An 18,765-nucleotide genomic window follows, 5' to 3' on the forward strand; every position below is an offset into this window, starting at 1 on the left:
AGATTAATTTTATCCCATTTGTTTTTAAGTTAGCTAAAATGTTTGTTACTTCGCATTACTAAGTACTTTTTTAAAATCATTAAAAAATGAATGCACAAACCAATCAAACTAACTATCCTGCTTTATATACTTTAATTACTGTTTTTTTCTTTTGGGGATTTATCGCAGCTGGAAACAGTGTTTTTATTCCTTTTTGTAAAAACTATTTTAGTTTAGATCAATTTCAATCTCAATTAATTGATTTTGCCTTCTATACGGCATATTATATAGGAGCATTATTATTATTTGTATTTGGAACCTTAAGAAAGTCTGATATTGTAGGTGCTTGGGGATATAAAAGAAGTATAGTTTATGGGTTGTTATTTTCTGCTTTAGGAGCTGGAGCAATGATATTAGCAGTTGAGGCGAATTTATATGTTGGGATGTTGGCTGGACTTTTTATAGTTGCTTTAGGTTTTTCATTGCAACAGACAGCTGCAAATCCATTCGCAATTTTATTAGGAGATCCTAAAACAGGTGCAAGCCGAGTTAATCTTGGAGGTGGGATCAATTCATTTGGAACTATGATAGGTCCAATATTAGTTGGTTTTGCATTGTTTGGGTCAACAGCTTCTATTACGGATGAACAAATAAAAAATTTAGAATTAAGTAAAGTAATTTTGCTTTATTCTGGAGTGGGTTTACTTTTTTTGGCAGCTGCAGCATTGTTTTACTTCTCAAAAAAAGTTCCTAATGGAATTTCAAAAGAACCAATGGAAAAAGCTAATAAAGCTCTGAAAACATTGGTAGTTATGACTTTACTTTTAGGTTTTATGTTTACTCCTGTTTTTAATAGTTATAGAGGTGAGGAAATTAAAAAGATTCAAACATTAGAATACGATTTAGCATGGTCAAAGTCTAATGAAAATATAAATCGATTAAAAAAAATGACTGGAGATGAAATTGCAGCTTATAAAAAACAAAATATCGACAAGATTAATGAAATAGAAATGATTAAAACCAATCTGGACAATTTCAGATTTAAATGGTTAATCGGAGCATTACTTGTGGTAATAGTTGGAATATTGTTTTCTTATTTTTCAGCTAATAAAAATTCAGAAGGTTGGGGTGCAATGCAATATCCGCAATTGGTTTTAGGGATGTTGGCAATTTTTACATACGTAGGAGTGGAAGTTGCAATAGGCAGTAATTTAGGCGAATTGCTTAAAATGAATAGTTTTGGTGGATTGCAATCATCTGAAATTGCTCCTTATATTTCCATGTATTGGGGAAGTTTAATGATTGGTAGATGGGCAGGAGCAATAAGTGTTTTTAATTTAAATGATATAAATAAAAAAATAGCTTTGGTTATTGTGCCACTTATAGCTTTTGGAATTATTATAGGAATAAATGTAGTTTCTGGAAAAGATATGAAACCTTTGTATTACTACATTGTTTGTGTTATTTTACAAATTGTAGCGTTCTTTTTAACTAAAGATAAACCGGCCAGAACATTAATCATTTTCGGTTTATTCGGAATTTTAGCCATGGTAGTCGGCTTGTTTTCAACTGGCACTGTTGCTATTTATGCCTTTTTATCAGGAGGATTAGCGTGTAGTATTATGTGGCCATCTATTTTTAGTTTGTCCATTTTAGGTTTAGGAAAATACACTTCACAAGGATCAGCATTTTTAATAATGATGATTTTAGGTGGCGGAATTATTCCGCCGATTCAAGGTAAGTTAGCCGATATTATCGGAATTCATCAATCGTACATAGTTGCAGTAATTTGTTTTGTTTACTTAACTTTGTTTGCTGTTTTAGTAAAAGGGATTTTGAAAAAACAAGGAATTAATGTAGATACTATTGAAGTAGAAGGTTCACACTAAATGCAAAAAATATATTTAGATAACGCGGCAACTACGCCTTTACGTGAAGAAGTTATTGTAGAAATGACAAACGTAATGCGCGATTTCTATGGAAATCCGTCTTCTACGCACAGTTTTGGCCGTTCGGCAAAGACTTTATTAGAACAATCGAGAAAGTCGATTGCAAAGCTTTTAAATGCGCAGGCTTCTGAAATTATATTTACGGGAAGCGCAACCGAAGGAACCAACCTTATTTTACACAGTGCTGTTAAAGATTTAGGAATTAAACGCATTATTACTTCTAAAATTGAACATCACGCAACTTTGCATACCGTTGAGCATTTAAAAAAAGACTTCGGAATTGAAATTGCGTATGTTCCTGTTCTTAAAGAAGGAAACCTTGATATAGAAAAATTATCCATCTTACTACAAGAAAAAATTCCAACGTTAGTTTCGTTAATTCATGTCAATAACGAATCGGGTGAAATTTTAGATATTGAGCGAGTAGGGTATTTGTGTAAAGAAAACAATGCTTTATTTCATTGTGATACCGTGCAATCGATTGGAAAAACGGAATTTGATTTAGCAACTTTACCTGTTGATTTCATTGTTGCTAGTGCGCATAAGTTTCACGGACCAAAAGGTGTTGGTTTTGCTTATATTCGAAAAAATAATGTTATTCAACCGATGATTTTTGGTGGCGAACAAGAAAAAGGATTGCGTGCAGGAACTGAAGGTGTGCATCAAATTGTGGGAATGACAAAAGCATTAGAATTAGCGTACCAAGATTTAGATGCTGATAGAAAACACATTATAGCATTAAAAGAATATTGCGTTTCTAAATTGAAAGAAATCTTTCCGGATGTTAAAATCATTGGTGCAACCACTTTTTACAACCTTATTAATGTGGTTTTGCCTTTAGACGAACAAAAAGCGTCTATGTTATTATTTATGGTTGACATGAAAGGAATTGCGGTTTCTCGTGGAAGTGCTTGCCAGAGTGGAAGCGTTAAGCCTTCGCATGTTTTGGCAGCGTTTTTACCTTTAGAAGACCAGCAAAAACCAAATCTTCGTATTTCGTTTAGCCATTACAATACGAAAGAAGAAATTGATTGTTTGGTTGAAACTTTGAAAGGGGTTTAGTTAGAAAATTAGGAAAAACGAGTACAAAGTGCAAATTGGTAAAAAATTTTCGGGATATTATTGACTACCCATTACTTATACCGCCGTTAGTGGCAGTATTTATTAGGAATTCTGAATTACAAACTTTGTGTTTTCAAAGTTTTTATTTTCTAAATCTTGCTTCTTTATTCCAAAATATATTCCGCCACTTGCTCCAAACTTACTAAATTCAGGGTTTTCATCTAACATGTCAACTTGAAGTAGGAGAATGATTTCCTTTTCGTTTTTTCGAATTTCAGTTTTCTTTTTTTCGTCAATTTCATTTTCAAGATTATAGTTTTGGTTAGCCCACCAATAACTTACGTCACCTTGAACTGCATTTGCATTACCTAGTATTTGATGACCAATGTCTTGATTAGCACCAGTCATTTCACAAATCAATTCGTTTGCTTCAAAAAGTAGATTTTCATCTTCATCACTAAAACCGTTTTCAAGAATTTGATAGTTTTGATAAGATGGGAGTGAGTAATGTTCATTAAATTCAATTTTACATTCCTTGAATTTGGCTAAATCATTATAATTTATTGGGTAATCTTGAGTTTTCAAATCATCAATGTTTTCATTGAAATATAAAACTTTATGGATTTTATTGAATGGCTCAGATTGATAATCAGTTTGATTTGTTGAGAAGAAGAAATATAAAATTCCTTTTTCCGGTAATTTATTTTCAACATCAAACTTTATTTCTTCTAAATTAATTTGACCAATGAATGCAAAAGGAAAGCCATTTAAAATGGGCCATTCAGTCCCTAAAGGTAAATCTGGTAATCCGCCAAATTTTGATTTTCCAATTTTGATTTTCTCTTTAGTTGCTTTTGTTTTTATTGAAATAGTAGGTTTAAGCAATCCTAAAACTATATTAAAGTCAACTACCCAATCTAATTTTTTTAGTTGCTTCTTAACTTTTTCATTTAAGTTTTTATCTCCTAAGAAATTCCAATTCATAGATTTGTGTTTTTTTTGCAAAATTTTCGTGTAATATTTCCATTAACATGTTTGTATGTATAACAAAATCATATATAGCAACTTTATTTGTGTGTATAAGTCTTACAAATGTCAGTTATATCTTTCTTTAAAAATAAAGAAAAATCTTGCCTATCTATAAAAAAATCCCGATTAAAATCGGGATTTTAAGTATTAATATAAACTTGGATATTTTGTTGGATTCACTTCGTGCATAATGGCATAAACCTTTTCAAAAATGTCTTCTACGCTTGGTTTTGAGAAGTAATCACCATCAGTTCCATACGCTGGTCGGTGTGCTTTAGATGCCAACGTTTGCGGTTCGCTATCTAGATGTTTATATGCTTTTTGATTTTCTACAATTTCTTGTAAAATATATGCACTTGCTCCACCAGGAACGTCCTCGTCAATCACTAATAAACGATTGGTTTTCGCAACACTTTTCACGATATCATGATTAATATCAAAAGGTAAAAGCGATTGAATATCAATCACTTCTGCACTAATTCCAAAAGATTCTAACTCATTAGCAGCTTGTTCTACTAAACGTAACGTAGAACCGTAAGAAACTAACGTAATATCAGTTCCTTCTTTTATTGTTTCAACCACGCCAATAGGTGTTTTAAATTCACCTAAATTCGTTGGCATTTTTTCTTTTAATCGGTAACCGTTCAAACATTCTACAATTAATGCAGGTTCGTCAGCTTCTAATAATGTATTATAGAAACCAGCGGCTTTAGTCATATTTCTTGGAACTAAAACGTGAATACCACGAATAGCATTAATAATCATTCCCATTGGAGAACCAGAATGCCAAATTCCCTCTAAACGATGTCCGCGTGTACGAATAATTAAAGGGGCTTTTTGTCTTCCTAGCGTTCTATATTGTAACGTAGCTAAATCGTCACTCATAATTTGGATAGCGTACAACAAATAATCTAAATATTGAATTTCTGCAATTGGACGTAAACCACGCATTGCCATTCCAATACCTTGACCAAGTATCGTAGCTTCACGAATTCCAGCATCAGCCACACGTAATTCACCGTATTTTTCTTGCATGCCTTCTAAACCTTGGTTAACGTCACCAATGTTTCCAGAATCTTCACCAAAAATTAAAGCTTCTGGATATTTAGAGAAAATAGCATCGAAATTGTCACGAATTACCAAACGTGCATCAACATCTTCAGCTGTAGTATCATATTGTGGCTTCACTTCTTCAATTGAAGTAACGCTTTTGTTTGATTCTGAGAATAAGTGCGAACTGAATTTTGGTTGAATTTTAGCAAAATAACCTTCAATCCAACTCGCTAATTGCCCTTTTCCGCTTTCTTGAACAATTAAACGTAAAACTTTACGAGCAGTTGTTATAATGTCTTTGCGAATTGGCTCTTTAATTGAAGCTAAATCGTTCGCATGTTTTTCAATAAATACTTTATTCGGACTTCCAGCAGCAATTGAATTTAATAAACCAACTAGTTCTTGTTGTTCGGCTTTAATTGGAGCAGTAAATGCTGTCCAAGCGGCTTTTTTGCCTTCTAAAACTTCTTTTTTTGTAGTTGAGTCAATTTCGTTTAGTTCTTCTTCGGTTGCGATATTGTTGGCAATCATCCATTCTTTCATTTTTGCCACACAGTCAAATTCAGTTTCCCATTCTAAACGCTCTTTACTTTTATAACGTTCATGACTTCCAGAAGTAGAATGTCCTTGAGGTTGTGTTAATTCTTGAACGTGAATTAAAACTGGAATATGCTCATTTCGAGCAATATTTGATGCTTTTTGATAGGTTTCAACCAAAGCAGGATAATCCCAACCTTTAACACGAAGAATTTCGTATCCGTTAGTATCTTCATCACGTTGGAAACCTTTTAAGATTTCTGAAATATTTTCTTTCGTTGTTTGATGACGCGCGTGAACCGAAATTCCGTATTCGTCATCCCAAACGCTCATTACCATTGGCACTTGTAAAACTCCAGCAGCATTAATGGTTTCAAAGAATAAACCTTCAGAAGTGGATGCATTACCAATAGTTCCCCATGCAACTTCGTTTCCTTTATTTGAAAAGTTCGTAAAAGTTTCTAAACCTTTTACGTTTCTAAATATTTTTGAAGCTTGCGCTAATCCTAACAAACGAGGCATTTGCCCAGCAGTAGGAGAGATATCAGCACTCGAGTTTTTTTGTTGTGTTAGATTTTTCCAATTCCCGTTTTCATCTAAACTATGCGTAGCAAAGTGTCCGCCCATTTGACGACCAGCACTCATTGGATCAAAATTCAAATCAGTATGACCGTATAAACCAGCAAAAAACTGCTCGATGTTCATAGCACCAATGGCCATCATAAAGGTTTGATCACGGTAATAACCTGAACGGAAGTCACCATTTTGAAAAGCTTTGGCCATAGCTAATTGCGGAACTTCTTTACCATCACCAAAAATCCCGAATTTAGCTTTACCAGTAAGAACTTCTCTACGTCCAAGTAAACTACATTCGCGACTTACTACCGCAATTTTGTAATCGTTGATTACTTCTTTTTTAAAGTCTTCAAAAGATAAAACCTCTTTTTCCATCGCTTTACTCATAATAAAAGAATTGAATTGTTACAAATGTAATCAAACCAAGAATAAATTACAACTATTAAAGTAAATTTAGATTGAAAATTATTAATAATTCAACAAAATAATTGAAGAATATTTATTTTTAAGCACATTAAATAGGTTTTTTGTGATAAATTATCAATAAAACAGATAAAAAAATATTAAAACCATCGTCTAGTAAATAAGGAGATCAGGGTTTTAGGAGAAAGTGTAACTACAAAACGAATTCTTTGACCATAATTTGGGTCTTCTAATTCAAATCCATTTGAGGAATACACTGGGAAAAACAATTCAAAATAATCAGGAACTAAATTTAAGTGAACTCCGGTACCGTAAACAAATTGTGTTTTAGAGTAATTATTTTTAAACATCCCTAAGTCGCCATAGACTTGTATCCAATTCCAAACATTGAAAGCAGTGTTTGTAGTAACCATCCATTGATTAGCAAATCGGTTTTCAAAAATTGATTTAAAGCCACCTTCTGCATACACATATTGTTGACTATATATACCAGTAGACTCACTTCTTCCTAGTAAATTTTGTTCAAACATATAATCACTAGGTCTATCTAATCCAAAACTAAAAAAATCAGAATTAGTACTTCTATAGATGAATGTTCCTGCAAAAAGACGGAAAGTAATTTGTCGATTATCCTCAAACAGTTTTCTGTAATGTATTTCAGTTGAAAATTTTCCAAATGAATTTGCTACTTGTAAATTGGTTAACAGGCTGTAATGTTTAGTGCCTTCAGATTGAAAATTCCCATATTTTGCATCAAAAACATTATAGTTTTCAGTATTTTGATCCAATTGAACTAAATCTGTTTTTTCTCTGTTTATATATAATTGTTTTAATTGAACAAATTCACTTTTATTTACTCTCAAATCTTTATCTCTAAAGAAAAATTGAACTACTGGAGTTAGTTTTGTGTATTTTGAATCTGGCGCATAATGAAATTGATTTCCGCTAGCTATATATCTAATTCTATATAATTCGCCAACATCTCTTACGTTTTGTGTAAAAACAAATGAAGCTTTTCCAACTAAAGATTGTGTATTAGGGGAAAAGAAAGGAGTAGCACTAAATTCAAAAGGCTTATTTAATAAAGATTTATTATTTACATTTACGCCAACTGCTAAACCATCATATAAATTGTACTCAAATTCAGGAACATAGAAAATCTGATTGTAGTAAGGCTCTTCTAAATCTCTAAAAAAATTAAACTTTAAAGGACGATTGTTAAAAAAGAATCCTTTAAGTGATTTCCAATTGTTTCTCAGGTTGTATTCGGGAATTTCGTTGAAATAATTAAGGGTAATTTTATCAGCATTGTTTCTAGGAACAACAATAGTTGTATCAGTTTTAATGTTTTCAAACCATTTTTGATAAACTATGCTATCATTCTTTAATTCATAAAACGAAATAGGAACATTAGTTTTGGTTTTGTTTTTTATGGTAAAAGAGATAGAATCTTGAGTTTTGTTTACTTTTCCAAATTTGAAATCTATCAAATCCCTTGAATTGACTAAAGTTGTAAAAAACCAATCAATATCTTTTTGAGTATTTTTTTTCAAAATGTATTCAAGTTCATATTTGCTTGAAGTACATTCGCTATTTAAAGTAATGAATTCTTGAATTGATTTTTCGACTATATCATTACCTAAATAACTGTCTAAAAATTTAAAATTTAAACCAGATCGATATTTTCCAGCAATTTTTTCGTTAAACTTTACCAAACTATTTTTTGGAGCACCTACTTCTTGGTCTAGATTTTTTCTAGCCATTAGCATGTACAAGTAGTTATATTGTTGATTAAAGTCTAGGTTTATTATATTGTACGATTTTAGTAGTTTCCAGTGTGCAATATTTCCAGCCATTTTCATATCAGGATAGAAAGTATCTATATATTGCATCATAACAAATACTTGAATACCATCGTATACCCAATTTTCAGTTCTAGGATTCAATTGTAAATTAGCTTTTAAATAATTATTCAAATAAGTTTTTAAGAATTTCATTTCATACATAAACTCATTTGGATATGGATTTAAAAATGCAGGAAGTTGATTTAATCCATAAAAAGGTTGTTTATCATAATCTTCTTGAGATACAATTATTTTTGTTGTTAAGCTTTTACCTAATTTTTCATTAATAAATCGAGTTATTTTGTCGATAACAATTGCTTGTTGATATTCCTCAAGTCTTTTTGGATCTTGACTTGTTGATACTTCAATAAACTCGTTTTTAAAATTTGTAAACTCTTTATTTTTTGAGATAATTACATCTGTTTCAATAGCGTTTTTACCATTTAATCTATACGTATTATTTGTTAAATCTTCTATTTCAAGGCTTGCGGCAATATAAAAGTTGTTAGGTACGGTGATAGTAATGTTATAATTTGATGGAATATTTGTTTTATCATCTAAATTTTCATTACTGTAAGCTATAAAACCTTTGTTTATGTATTTACAAGGAGTTATAAGCCAATCTCTTAAATAAATTTTATCTTCATTAGTAAAACCATAACGAGTAAACCTTTCATTTGGTAATTTTAAAGTGTATTTAAAATTAATTTTTTGTGATTCGTTTGGTAAAATAGGAGTATTTAGCTTTAGTTCTATCAAGTCTACTTTCAGGTTTCTATCATAAACTAAAGCAATATTATTTTCATCATAGCATTTAGTAATTTTAGTAAAACCTCTATCTTTTTCTTGTGCAAGATGAAAAGCTCTTATAAATTCATCAGAAAAACGTTTTGCAAGTGCTGAGTTTTTAGATGAAAAAGCATTATTCCAATCGTAAAGAATAACTTTTTGAAGTGTATCAGGTGAATTGTTATAATATTCTATTTCCTGAAATATTTCTATAGTTTTAGCATCTATATCTACAAAAGCATCAATAGTATGGTTGTGTTGTGAAATACTTTTCCAACATATTAAAGCAAAAAGAAATACTAAAAACTTTTTCAACTGATTTTTTATAATAAGATTACAAGTATACTGAAAAAGTTGCGTAAAAAAATCTTAATTTAAACTTAATTGTCATGATTTAGCTACAATAAACGATAAAAATGAGAAAAACAGAATGTTAGCGAATAAAATCACATAAAATTTATTTAAATTTGATTCTAATTATATTATTATGACCCAAAAATTACTTACTTTTTTAACCTTATTTTTAACCTCTTTTTTGTTTTCTCAAACAGTTGTTATTAATGAAATTGATGCTGATACACCAGGATCTGACACTTTAGAATTTATAGAATTAAAATCATTTGATGCTGGAGGAGTAGCATTGCCCAATTATTCTTTAGATGGATATGTTCTAGTTTTTTATAATGGAGCAAACGATTGGGTTTATAGAACGATTGATCTAGATGGCTTTGTAACAGACATTAACGGGATAATTCATTTCGGTAATTCTGCTGTATCTCCATCTCCTGCAGCAACAATTCCTCCAAATGGTATTCAAAACGGACCAGAAGTTGTTGCAATTTATAATGGAAATGCAACTGATTTTCCAATTGATACAGCAACCATAGACTTACCTAACTTAATAGATGCGATTGCATATTCAAACAATACGACACAACCTACTTCATTGATGACAAGTTTAGGAATAAGTGTATTTATGAATGAAAATGCAAATGGATTAAAAGATACGCAATCAATTCAACGTAAAAACGATGGTAGCTATGAAGTGAAAAATTCTACGCCTGGAGTTAATAATGATGGAAGTGGAGTTGTGTTAAATTATATAACAGTTAGTACAGCCCAACCTTCATATACTGAAGGAGATAGTTTTAATATTGTTTTTACTACTAGTCAACCTGTTCAAAATGAAACATTAATTATGAATTTTTCGTTAACAAACGGAAATTTTTCAGTTGGAGATTTTTCAGGAGGATTAACAGTTTCCATTCCTGTAGGTCAAACAACAACCCAAACAGCAATTACACTTTATGATGACAGTTCAGATGAAGGAGATGAAGAAGCTTTATTTCAATTTGCTACGCTACCTACAGGTTATGTTGCAAATAATGATAATTTTATTATTCGTGTATACGATATAAATTTTGCTACTGATCCTTGGGGTACACCTTTAAATCCAACTTTCGGATTATGTCCTCCTCAAATTCCAACTGGATATTATGATACATTAGAAGGGCTTTCTGGGGTAGCATTAAAACAAGAATTACAAAATATTATAAATAATGGAGTGCGAGCACAAAGCTATGGAGATGTATGGGATATTTTGAAAGATGCCGATAGAAATCCCGAAAATAACAATCAAGTTTGGCAAATTTATACCGAAGGCGTAAAATCGAAGCTCGACCAACAAGTAGGAAGCAGTGGTTCTGGTTTTTATCAAAGGGAACACATTTGGCCACAATCGCGAGGTGGATTTTCAGATGGCACTTCGTCGTTTGCAGATGGAATAGACGTTTGGTTACCTTCAAATGCTAATGATATTCTTGCAGGTCATTCAGATGCGCATCATATTCGTGCGGTTGATGGTGATGAAAACAATTCGAGAAGCAATCGTGATTATGGAGTAGATTATAATGGTCCAACAGGTAATACTGGAAGTTGGCATGGAGATGTGGCTAGAGCATTGTTTTTTATGGCTGTTCGATACAATGGTTTAGATGTTGTTAATGGAAATCCAGTTGATAGTACAGTAGGACAAATGGGAGATTTAGCAACTTTGTTGTCTTGGAATACTTCAGATCCGGCTGATGATTTTGAAATGAACAGAAATAATGTTATTTACGACTGGCAAATGAATAGAAATCCATTTATTGATTATCCATTATTGGCTGATTATATTTTTGGAGCCAACTTTGGCGATACTTGGTCTTTTTCACTTTCTAATGAGAGTTTTACCGAAAATTCAATCAAAGTTTATCCTAACCCAACAACTGATTATGTCATGATTGATGGAGTAGAAGGTACTGCAAAAGTTGAAATTTATAATTTAACGGGTCAAAAAGTTGTATCAAAAGATTTTGAAAATCAAATTCGTTTGGATATAGATTTAGCCTCAGGCGTTTACTTTGTAAAAGTAAAACAACAAGCAAAAGAAATTACTAAGAAAATTATTGTAAGATAAATTAAAAAGCCCTTCAACTGAAGGGCTTTTTTTATTTTGAATATAACCATTAAAAGTTTGGCGATAAATTGTATTTCTTGTAGAAGTTGTCTAAAGCCTCTAAAACTTCGTCTTCATTATCTACAATTTTAAACAAGTTTAAATCTTCTGGGCTAATATTGTGGAATTTATCTAATAAAACTGCTTTTACCCAATCCATTAAACCTTCCCAAAACTCACTTCCTACTAAAATAATAGGGAATTTTGCAATTTTCTTCGTTTGAATTAAAGTTATCGCTTCAAATAATTCGTCTAAAGTTCCAAAACCACCTGGCATAACTACAAATCCTTGAGAATACTTAACAAACATTACTTTTCTTACGAAGAAGTAATCGAAGTTTAAGTTTTTATCTCTGTCGATATACGGATTAAAATGTTGTTCAAAAGGTAACTCAATATTTAAACCAACTGAAGTTCCGCCACCATAGTGCGCTCCTTTGTTACCTGCTTCCATAATTCCAGGTCCACCACCAGTGATTACACCATAACCAGCTTTACTGATTTTGTAAGCAATCTTTTCAGCTAATAAATAATATTTGTCTTCTGGTTTTGTTCTTGCTGAACCAAAAATAGATACACACGGACCAATTCTTCCCATCGATTCGTAACCATTTACGAATTCCGACATGATTTTAAAAATTGCCCATGAGTCGTTTGTTCTTATTTCGTTCCAAGTTTTTTGTTTAAATTTTTCTTGGATTCTGTGATCGTCATTTTCGTATTGATCTGCTGCCATAATAAAATAAATTAATTTGTTGGATAACAAATAGTTAGTTAAACAATAAATTTTGAGCAGTGTTGTTGTGTGAAGTAATTAGGTTGCTAAGATAATTCTTTTTTCAAAAATGAGAATTTTTTATCAAATAAAAGTTATGGGCAAGGGTGATTAGATTCAAAAATATTGATATCATTTTTCATTTCATCACTTATAAAATAAATATGGTCAATATCTAAATCTCCATTTTTTTTATTTTCAAATTTTTCAATATAAATAGTGTATGCTAAATTCTGCTTATTTAGAAATAATTTTAAATTACTTATTTTGCTGCTCTTATTTAAATAATTTTCACTAATATCAAACAGAGATAGTTCTGATGCTCCTCTTGCTCCAATTTGAACAAACTCTACATAGTTAGAATCGATTGGTTCAATATAACCTTCTTTCGGAATAAATTCAACAATCTTAATTGATTTGATATAATAATTATCATTTAAAACTTTAATTGATTTTGTAGAATTTTTAAACTCAATACTTTGTTTTTCAGGACAAATCCAACAAGATTGAAGTGAAAGTAAAACAATAAAAACAATTAATTTTTTCATTCTATTAATTTAACTCTTTTTTCAAAAACTGCGCTGTATAACTCTTTTTATTTTTTATTACTTCTTCCGGAGTTCCCACTGCAACTACTTGTCCGCCACCTTTTCCGCCTTCGTAACCAATGTCAATAATATGGTCGGCTAATTTTACAACATCTAAATTATGTTCGATAATTAAAACGGTATTTCCTTTCTTAACCAATTTATTAATTACTTCCATTAACACACGAATGTCTTCAAAATGCAATCCGGTTGTGGGTTCGTCTAAAATATAAAACGTATTTCCAGTATCTTTCTTAGAAAGTTCCGTTGCCAATTTTACACGCTGTGCTTCACCACCAGAAAGTGTCGTACTTTGTTGTCCCAAAGTAATATAACCCAACCCAACATCTTGAATGGTTTTTACTTTTCTGTAGATTTTTGGAATGTTCTCAAAGAAATCAACCGCTTCATCAACCGTCATGGCTAATACATCAGAAATTGATTTTCCTTTGTAACGAATTTCCAAAGTTTCTCTGTTAAAACGTTTCCCTTGACACGTTTCACATTCTACATAAACATCAGGTAGGAAACTCATTTCAATGGTTCTAACGCCAGAACCTTCACAGGTTTCACAACGTCCACCTTTTACGTTAAAACTAAAACGACCTGGTTTGTAACCACGAATTTGGGCTTCTGGTGTTTGGGTGAATAAACTTCTAATTTCCGAGAAAACATCAGTATACGTTGCTGGATTACTTCTTGGCGTTCTACCAATCGGACTTTGATCGATGTCAATTACTTTATCGATGTGTTCTAAACCTTCAATTTTTTTGTATGGTTGTGGCTTTTTAACCGCATTAAAGAAATGTGTATTTAAAATAGGGTACAAGGTTTCATTAATCAAGGTCGATTTTCCACTTCCCGAAACGCCAGTCACACATATCAGTTTTCCTAAAGGAAATTCAACTGAAACATTTTTTAAATTGTTTCCGCTTGCTCCTGAAAGTTTCAATACTTTTCCGTTGCCTTCACGACGTGTTTTAGGAACTTCTATCTTCATTTTGCCGCTCATAAATTGAGCCGTAATCGTATTTTCTTTCAACAATTCTTTTGGAGTACCTTGACTGATGATTTTCCCTCCAAAGCGACCTGCTTTTGGTCCAATATCAATCACGTGGTCGGCACGTTCAATCATGTCTTTGTCGTGTTCTACCACAATAACTGAATTTCCGATGTCGCGCAGACTTTCTAACGATTTAATCAAACGCTCGTTATCACGTTGGTGTAAACCAATACTCGGCTCATCTAAAATATACAAAACACCAACTAGTTGCGAACCAATTTGCGTAGCCAAACGAATACGCTGCGCTTCACCACCCGAAAGCGATTTTGAACTTCTATTTAAATTCAAATAATTCAAACCAACATCTAATAAAAACTGTAAACGCGCTGTAATTTCCTTTAAGATTTCAGTGGCAATCGCTTGTTGTTTGGTATCTAAATGTTTTGGTAAATCAGCAAACCATTCCGCTAGTTCGGCGATATCCATTTGTACCAATTCGCCAATATTTTTATCGTTTATTTTGAAATATAACGCTTCTTTACGCAAACGCATTCCGTTACAATCGGAACAATCGTTTTCATCCATAAACTCTTTTGCCCAACGCTTAATACTTTGCGAATCGGCTTGTTCGTATTGGTTTTTGATAAAGTTGGCAATACCTTCAAAATCAATTTTATAATCTTTGGTAATGCCCATAACTTTTGAAACCACCGAAAATTTTTCATTTCCACCATTTAAAATCATATCCATTGCCTCTTGTGGAATGGTCTCAATAGCATCGGTTAGTTTGAAATCGAATTTTTGTGCAATAATTTCCAATTGCTTAAAAATCCACGAGTTTTTATATTCTCCCAAAGGCGCAAAACCACCATTTTTAATGGATAATTTCGGATTTGGAATAATTTTATTCAGATTGATTTCGTTTACTGTTCCTAATCCGTTACAAGTAGGACAAGCACCTTTTGGCGAGTTGAACGAAAAGTTATTCGGTTCTGGGTTAGGATATGAGATACCCGAACTTGGACACATTAAATTTCGACTGAAATAACGTACTTCGCCACTTTCTTGCTCAATTACCATCATGATATCATCACCATGATACATTGCGGTTTTGATACTTTCGGTTAAACGTTTGTCGGTATCTTCATCGGTTTTTATTGCAACGCGATCAATCACAATTTCGATGTCGTGTGTTTTGTAACGGTCGACTTTCATGCCGTAATCTAAATCACGAATTTCACCATCTACACGAACTTTTACAAAACCTTGCTTCGCAATTTGTTCAAATAATTCACGATAATGTCCTTTACGCGAACGAATAACTGGTGCTAAAATATTGATTCTTTTGCCGTTGAATGTATCTACGATAAGTTCTTTAATTTGCTCATCGGAATACGAAACCATTTTTTCGCCTGTGTTGTAACTATACGCTTCACCAGCACGAGCATACAACAAACGCAAGAAATCGTAAATTTCGGTAATCGTACCAACCGTAGAACGTGGACTTTTACTTGTGGTTTTTTGCTCGATTGCAATTACAGGCGATAAACCATCAATTTTATCTACATCGGGACGTTCTAAACCACCCAAAAACTGACGTGCATAAGCCGAAAAAGTTTCAATGTAACGACGTTGACCTTCGGCATAAATCGTATCGAAAGCTAGAGATGATTTACCAGAACCCGAAAGCCCTGTTATTACCACCAATTTCTCTCGCGGAATGGTAACGTCTATGTTTTTAAGGTTATGCGCACGAGCGCCAATAATTTCAATCGTTTCTTGTGTGTTGTCCATAGTTTTTTGGCAAAGCGCAAAATTACAATTTTATAAAGAGAAATGCTAACAGACTTATAGAGAATTAAATGTTGATAACTAAAATTGATAAGTCAATGTGAGTTTCTTAAATTTGAAATAAAACAAGATAATTAACTGTTTAGAAAGTTATGCTAAAAGAACCATCAGATGACACAATAATTTGGAGATATTTAAGTCTTGATAAATTTATTGATTTGTTGATTTCAAAATCAATAAAATTTACTTTGGCATCAATAGCATCAGATAAAAATGAATTGAAGTGGATTTTACAATCTTTAAAGAATTTAAGTAAAAATGAATTTGAAAAAGCTCAAAATTATTTAAATGTATATAGAAATTCAATTTATATTAGTTGCTGGACAATGAAAGAAGACGAATCTAACCTATTTTGGAACAATTATTTAGATTCTAATAATCAAGGTGTTGCAATAAAAACAAAGGTTGGTAAATTTAAAAAATCTTTGATTTGGCATTCTGGATATAGTTGTAAAATAGTTGATTATAGAAACGAATTTTATCATGAAGAATTACAAAATCCTGATGTTGCCATTTTTACAAAAAATACAGCGTATAAAGATGAATCAGAAATTAGATTTCGTGTTAGCAATTTTGAATCTTTTTTTGAAGAAAAAGATTTTGAAGATAGTAATATAATGAATGAAAAATTTTTAAGATATAATAATATAATAAAGACTGAAAAAAGTAAAGATGTATTAGAATTTAATGTTAATTTAGAAACTTTGATAGAGGAAATAAAAATTTCACCATATTGTTCTAAATGGCAAGAAAAAAATATTAAAAGATTAATAAAAGATTATCAAATAAATTTAATAGATAAAATAACCAAGTCAACAATTAATGAATAGTAAAAAAATTAATCTATTTTTTTTAAACTCAAGGCAGGTTAGTAATTCACGATCGCTTCACGTAACCAATTAGGAATTTCAATCGATTTTCCAAGGGTTGTATCAATTAAAACTTGAATACTTTTCCTTTTGTGTTAAGTATATTTACTTAAAAAAATACCATTTTGAGCCATCAAAAACGGCTAGTGCTTGATTGTAGGTATCGTAACACATTGTTCCAGGATGCGGATTCACTAGGTTTAAATGCGGTCGGTCTATTTTGGGAAGTATTAAGGCTTTCGTTTGTGACTCTAAGACTAAAACGCCATCTGCAGTAGTTGTTGTGCCTATTAAAACGCCATTTCCTGTATCGGGAGAAGTATTTAGATTAATGCTTGAAGTGTTTCCAGTTTCAGGAGTAAGTTGGGTCCAACTATTGTTTTCTCTAATTTTTACAGCACCTGCATTGTAATCGTAAATAATGGTGCCATTTGTTGCAGCGCTTCCAGTTGGTAAACTTGTTACAGCTGGTAAAATAATACCACCACGAGCAGGATTTTCAAAATCTAAAATGCCATCACCATCTACTGAGGCTTTTCCAATACTCACTTGTGAAAAAATGATAATAGGAGCAATAAGGCTTATAATCGAAATAATTTTTTTCATAATTAAGGTTTTAATCGTTAGCACATGTTTCTTGAATACAGTTCCAAATTGTTCCATTATACAATTGGAAACAATTTACTGTGGTGTTGTAAATAAGCATTCCTTCCACTGCATTTAAAGAGTCTCTTTCTGTTGTGGTTAATCGTGTTACTACAAGTCCTTTATTTTGAGAGTCTAGTACGAGTGCACCATTATTTACATTTTCTAACCAATTGTTTTGCATGGTTTGGAAAGAACCTATACCTACTTTTGATTCATTAGGTGTTCCAGAAGTATTCGGACTTTTGCTACAATCACTTTTAAAACTACTAGCTTCTAAATAGACTACACTATCATAAGCTCCGTCGCTTACATCCATTACAATTAGTTTGATGTGATAGGTTACTCCAGGTGTTAAACCGCCTTGTCGAGCTGTTAAAATTGTTGTATTTCCATTTAATTGCGTGCCGTCTATTGTTCCTAAGAACTCAGGAGAAGGTGTATTTTGAACCCAATCAGGATTTACACTCGAACATCTGCTCGCATTTGGAGAGCCTCCATTTGAGCCTACAACACCACTATTCACCGAATTAATAGAAACTTCAGAGCCGTTATCTAAACGTGCGATATTTCTAGCGTCATTAGTATAGCCAGCGCCTCCAGAAATTCCAGGTCCGCTTATTAAAAACCCGAATTTGTCATTATACGAAGAACATTGGTAATTAATCCATCCACCATCGTCAGAATATTCTTCTGAACCAAAAATATAACGAAAAGATACTTCTGAATTATCAGGTATAAAATCAAATTCTAAAATAGCGGTATTGTAATAGTTAAATCCTCCCGAAAGAATATTTAAATCATTTATAGAAACTCCACAAGTTCCTCCTTTACGTACTTCTCCAGTTGTACAGGATACATAATTTCGACTCATTTGCCCAACTGAACCAGGGTTTGTGCCCAATGACAAAGGTATTTCAGATGTATTTCCAGTTGATAAAACTACTCCATCTGAAAAACCCATTTGAGTTAATGTTGTAGTCGCAGTTGAAAAGTAACCTACTTGATAGCGACTGGAAACGCCTCTTACACCACTAAAAGTAACATTAGAAACAGTTACACCACTTCCAGTTGGAACTAAGATACCATCTACGAGTTGAGTAGGAGTATAAGCTGTATTATTAATGGTAATTTGGGATTGTAAATTTTGACAAACAAGTAAAACTAAAATAAAGTATATTTGTTTCATAGGGCTAAATTTTACATTTAGAAGCATTGCTTTTTTTATCTAATTGTAAATTTAGAGTTAAGTGTAGGTTTGTGTATTTAATGTACGTGTAAAGATGTATTGATTTTA

At 32.0% G+C, this 18,765-nt stretch carries 12 protein-coding genes; 4 read left to right on the top strand and 8 right to left on the bottom strand.

Annotation, left to right across the window (positions count from 1 at the left end; genetic code table 11):
* The first annotated feature begins 86 nt into the window (after positions 1 to 86).
* On the top strand, positions 87 to 1,868 hold the full coding sequence (locus KK2020170_RS08830) for an MFS transporter (protein WP_221257971.1): 1,782 nt from the start codon (positions 87 to 89) through the stop codon (positions 1,866 to 1,868).
* Positions 1,869 to 2,990, top strand: a complete 1,122-nt coding sequence (locus KK2020170_RS08835) for a cysteine desulfurase family protein (protein WP_221257972.1) — start codon at positions 1,869 to 1,871, stop codon at positions 2,988 to 2,990.
* A 102-nt stretch (positions 2,991 to 3,092) separates the two neighbouring features.
* Here the strand turns inward: KK2020170_RS08835 and KK2020170_RS08840 are convergent, their stop codons facing one another.
* The 3 genes from KK2020170_RS08840 to KK2020170_RS08850 form a co-directional block, all read right to left on the bottom strand.
* Entirely contained in the window at positions 3,093 to 3,974 is an 882-nt protein-coding gene (locus KK2020170_RS08840) for a YwqG family protein (RefSeq protein ID WP_221257973.1), read from the bottom strand.
* A 192-nt stretch (positions 3,975 to 4,166) separates the two neighbouring features.
* Positions 4,167 to 6,572, bottom strand: coding sequence for an alpha-ketoacid dehydrogenase subunit alpha/beta (locus KK2020170_RS08845; RefSeq protein ID WP_221257975.1), 2,406 nt, complete (start codon positions 6,570 to 6,572; stop codon positions 4,167 to 4,169).
* A 176-nt stretch (positions 6,573 to 6,748) separates the two neighbouring features.
* Positions 6,749 to 9,556: a gluzincin family metallopeptidase gene (locus KK2020170_RS08850; RefSeq protein WP_255567302.1), complete on the bottom strand. Its 2,808-nt coding sequence runs from the start codon at positions 9,554 to 9,556 to the stop codon at positions 6,749 to 6,751.
* Between the two features lie 172 nt (positions 9,557 to 9,728).
* Between KK2020170_RS08850 and KK2020170_RS08855 the strand changes: the two genes are divergently transcribed.
* Positions 9,729 to 11,699 carry a T9SS type A sorting domain-containing protein gene (locus tag KK2020170_RS08855; protein ID WP_221257976.1) on the top strand — a complete coding sequence of 657 codons (1,971 nt, stop codon included), beginning with the start codon at positions 9,729 to 9,731 and terminating at the stop codon, positions 11,697 to 11,699.
* A gap of 49 nt (positions 11,700 to 11,748) precedes the next feature.
* On the opposite strand, the gene KK2020170_RS08860 is transcribed toward KK2020170_RS08855, so the two are convergent.
* The 3 genes from KK2020170_RS08860 to uvrA form a co-directional block, all read right to left on the bottom strand.
* Positions 11,749 to 12,474, bottom strand: coding sequence for an LOG family protein (locus KK2020170_RS08860; RefSeq protein WP_221257977.1), 726 nt, complete (start codon positions 12,472 to 12,474; stop codon positions 11,749 to 11,751).
* Between the two features lie 134 nt (positions 12,475 to 12,608).
* Positions 12,609 to 13,061 carry a hypothetical protein gene (locus KK2020170_RS08865; protein WP_221257978.1) on the bottom strand — a complete coding sequence of 151 codons (453 nt, stop codon included), beginning with the start codon at positions 13,059 to 13,061 and terminating at the stop codon, positions 12,609 to 12,611.
* Between the two features lie 4 nt (positions 13,062 to 13,065).
* Positions 13,066 to 15,897: an excinuclease ABC subunit UvrA gene (gene uvrA, locus KK2020170_RS08870; protein ID WP_221257979.1), complete on the bottom strand. Its 2,832-nt coding sequence runs from the start codon at positions 15,895 to 15,897 to the stop codon at positions 13,066 to 13,068.
* 149 nt (positions 15,898 to 16,046) lie between these two features.
* On the opposite strand from uvrA, the gene KK2020170_RS08875 reads away from it, so the two are divergent.
* Positions 16,047 to 16,784: a hypothetical protein gene (locus tag KK2020170_RS08875; RefSeq protein ID WP_221257980.1), complete on the top strand. Its 738-nt coding sequence runs from the start codon at positions 16,047 to 16,049 to the stop codon at positions 16,782 to 16,784.
* A 144-nt stretch (positions 16,785 to 16,928) separates the two neighbouring features.
* On the opposite strand, the gene KK2020170_RS08880 is transcribed toward KK2020170_RS08875, so the two are convergent.
* Positions 16,929 to 17,429 (bottom strand): hypothetical protein, encoded by a 501-nt coding sequence (locus tag KK2020170_RS08880; RefSeq protein ID WP_221257981.1) that lies wholly within the window; start codon positions 17,427 to 17,429, stop codon positions 16,929 to 16,931.
* Positions 17,430 to 17,439: 10 nt separating this feature from the next.
* The gene (locus tag KK2020170_RS08885) at positions 17,440 to 18,657 is read right to left on the bottom strand and encodes a choice-of-anchor L domain-containing protein (RefSeq protein ID WP_221257982.1); all 1,218 of its coding nucleotides are present in this window, start codon (positions 18,655 to 18,657) and stop codon (positions 17,440 to 17,442) included.
* Positions 18,658 to 18,765: the final 108 nt, after the last annotated feature.

It is taken from the genome of Flavobacterium okayamense (assembly GCF_019702945.1).
Classification (GTDB): domain Bacteria; phylum Bacteroidota; class Bacteroidia; order Flavobacteriales; family Flavobacteriaceae; genus Flavobacterium; species Flavobacterium okayamense.

Bases quoted from the DNA above. Each gene is read 5' to 3' on its own strand.
- KK2020170_RS08830 (WP_221257971.1), top strand. From the start codon at position 87: ATGAATGCACAAACCAATCAAACTAACTATCCTGCTTTATATACTTTA.
- KK2020170_RS08835 (WP_221257972.1), top strand. From the start codon at position 1,869: ATGCAAAAAATATATTTAGATAACGCGGCAACTACGCCTTTACGTGAA.
- KK2020170_RS08840 (WP_221257973.1), bottom strand. From the start codon at position 3,974: ATGAATTGGAATTTCTTAGGAGATAAAAACTTAAATGAAAAAGTTAAG.
- KK2020170_RS08845 (WP_221257975.1), bottom strand. From the start codon at position 6,572: ATGAGTAAAGCGATGGAAAAAGAGGTTTTATCTTTTGAAGACTTTAAA.
- KK2020170_RS08855 (WP_221257976.1), top strand. From the start codon at position 9,729: ATGACCCAAAAATTACTTACTTTTTTAACCTTATTTTTAACCTCTTTT.
- KK2020170_RS08860 (WP_221257977.1), bottom strand. From the start codon at position 12,474: ATGGCAGCAGATCAATACGAAAATGACGATCACAGAATCCAAGAAAAA.
- KK2020170_RS08865 (WP_221257978.1), bottom strand. From the start codon at position 13,061: ATGAAAAAATTAATTGTTTTTATTGTTTTACTTTCACTTCAATCTTGT.
- uvrA (WP_221257979.1), bottom strand. From the start codon at position 15,897: ATGGACAACACACAAGAAACGATTGAAATTATTGGCGCTCGTGCGCAT.
- KK2020170_RS08875 (WP_221257980.1), top strand. From the start codon at position 16,047: ATGCTAAAAGAACCATCAGATGACACAATAATTTGGAGATATTTAAGT.
- KK2020170_RS08880 (WP_221257981.1), bottom strand. From the start codon at position 17,429: ATGAAAAAAATTATTTCGATTATAAGCCTTATTGCTCCTATTATCATT.
- KK2020170_RS08885 (WP_221257982.1), bottom strand. From the start codon at position 18,657: ATGAAACAAATATACTTTATTTTAGTTTTACTTGTTTGTCAAAATTTA.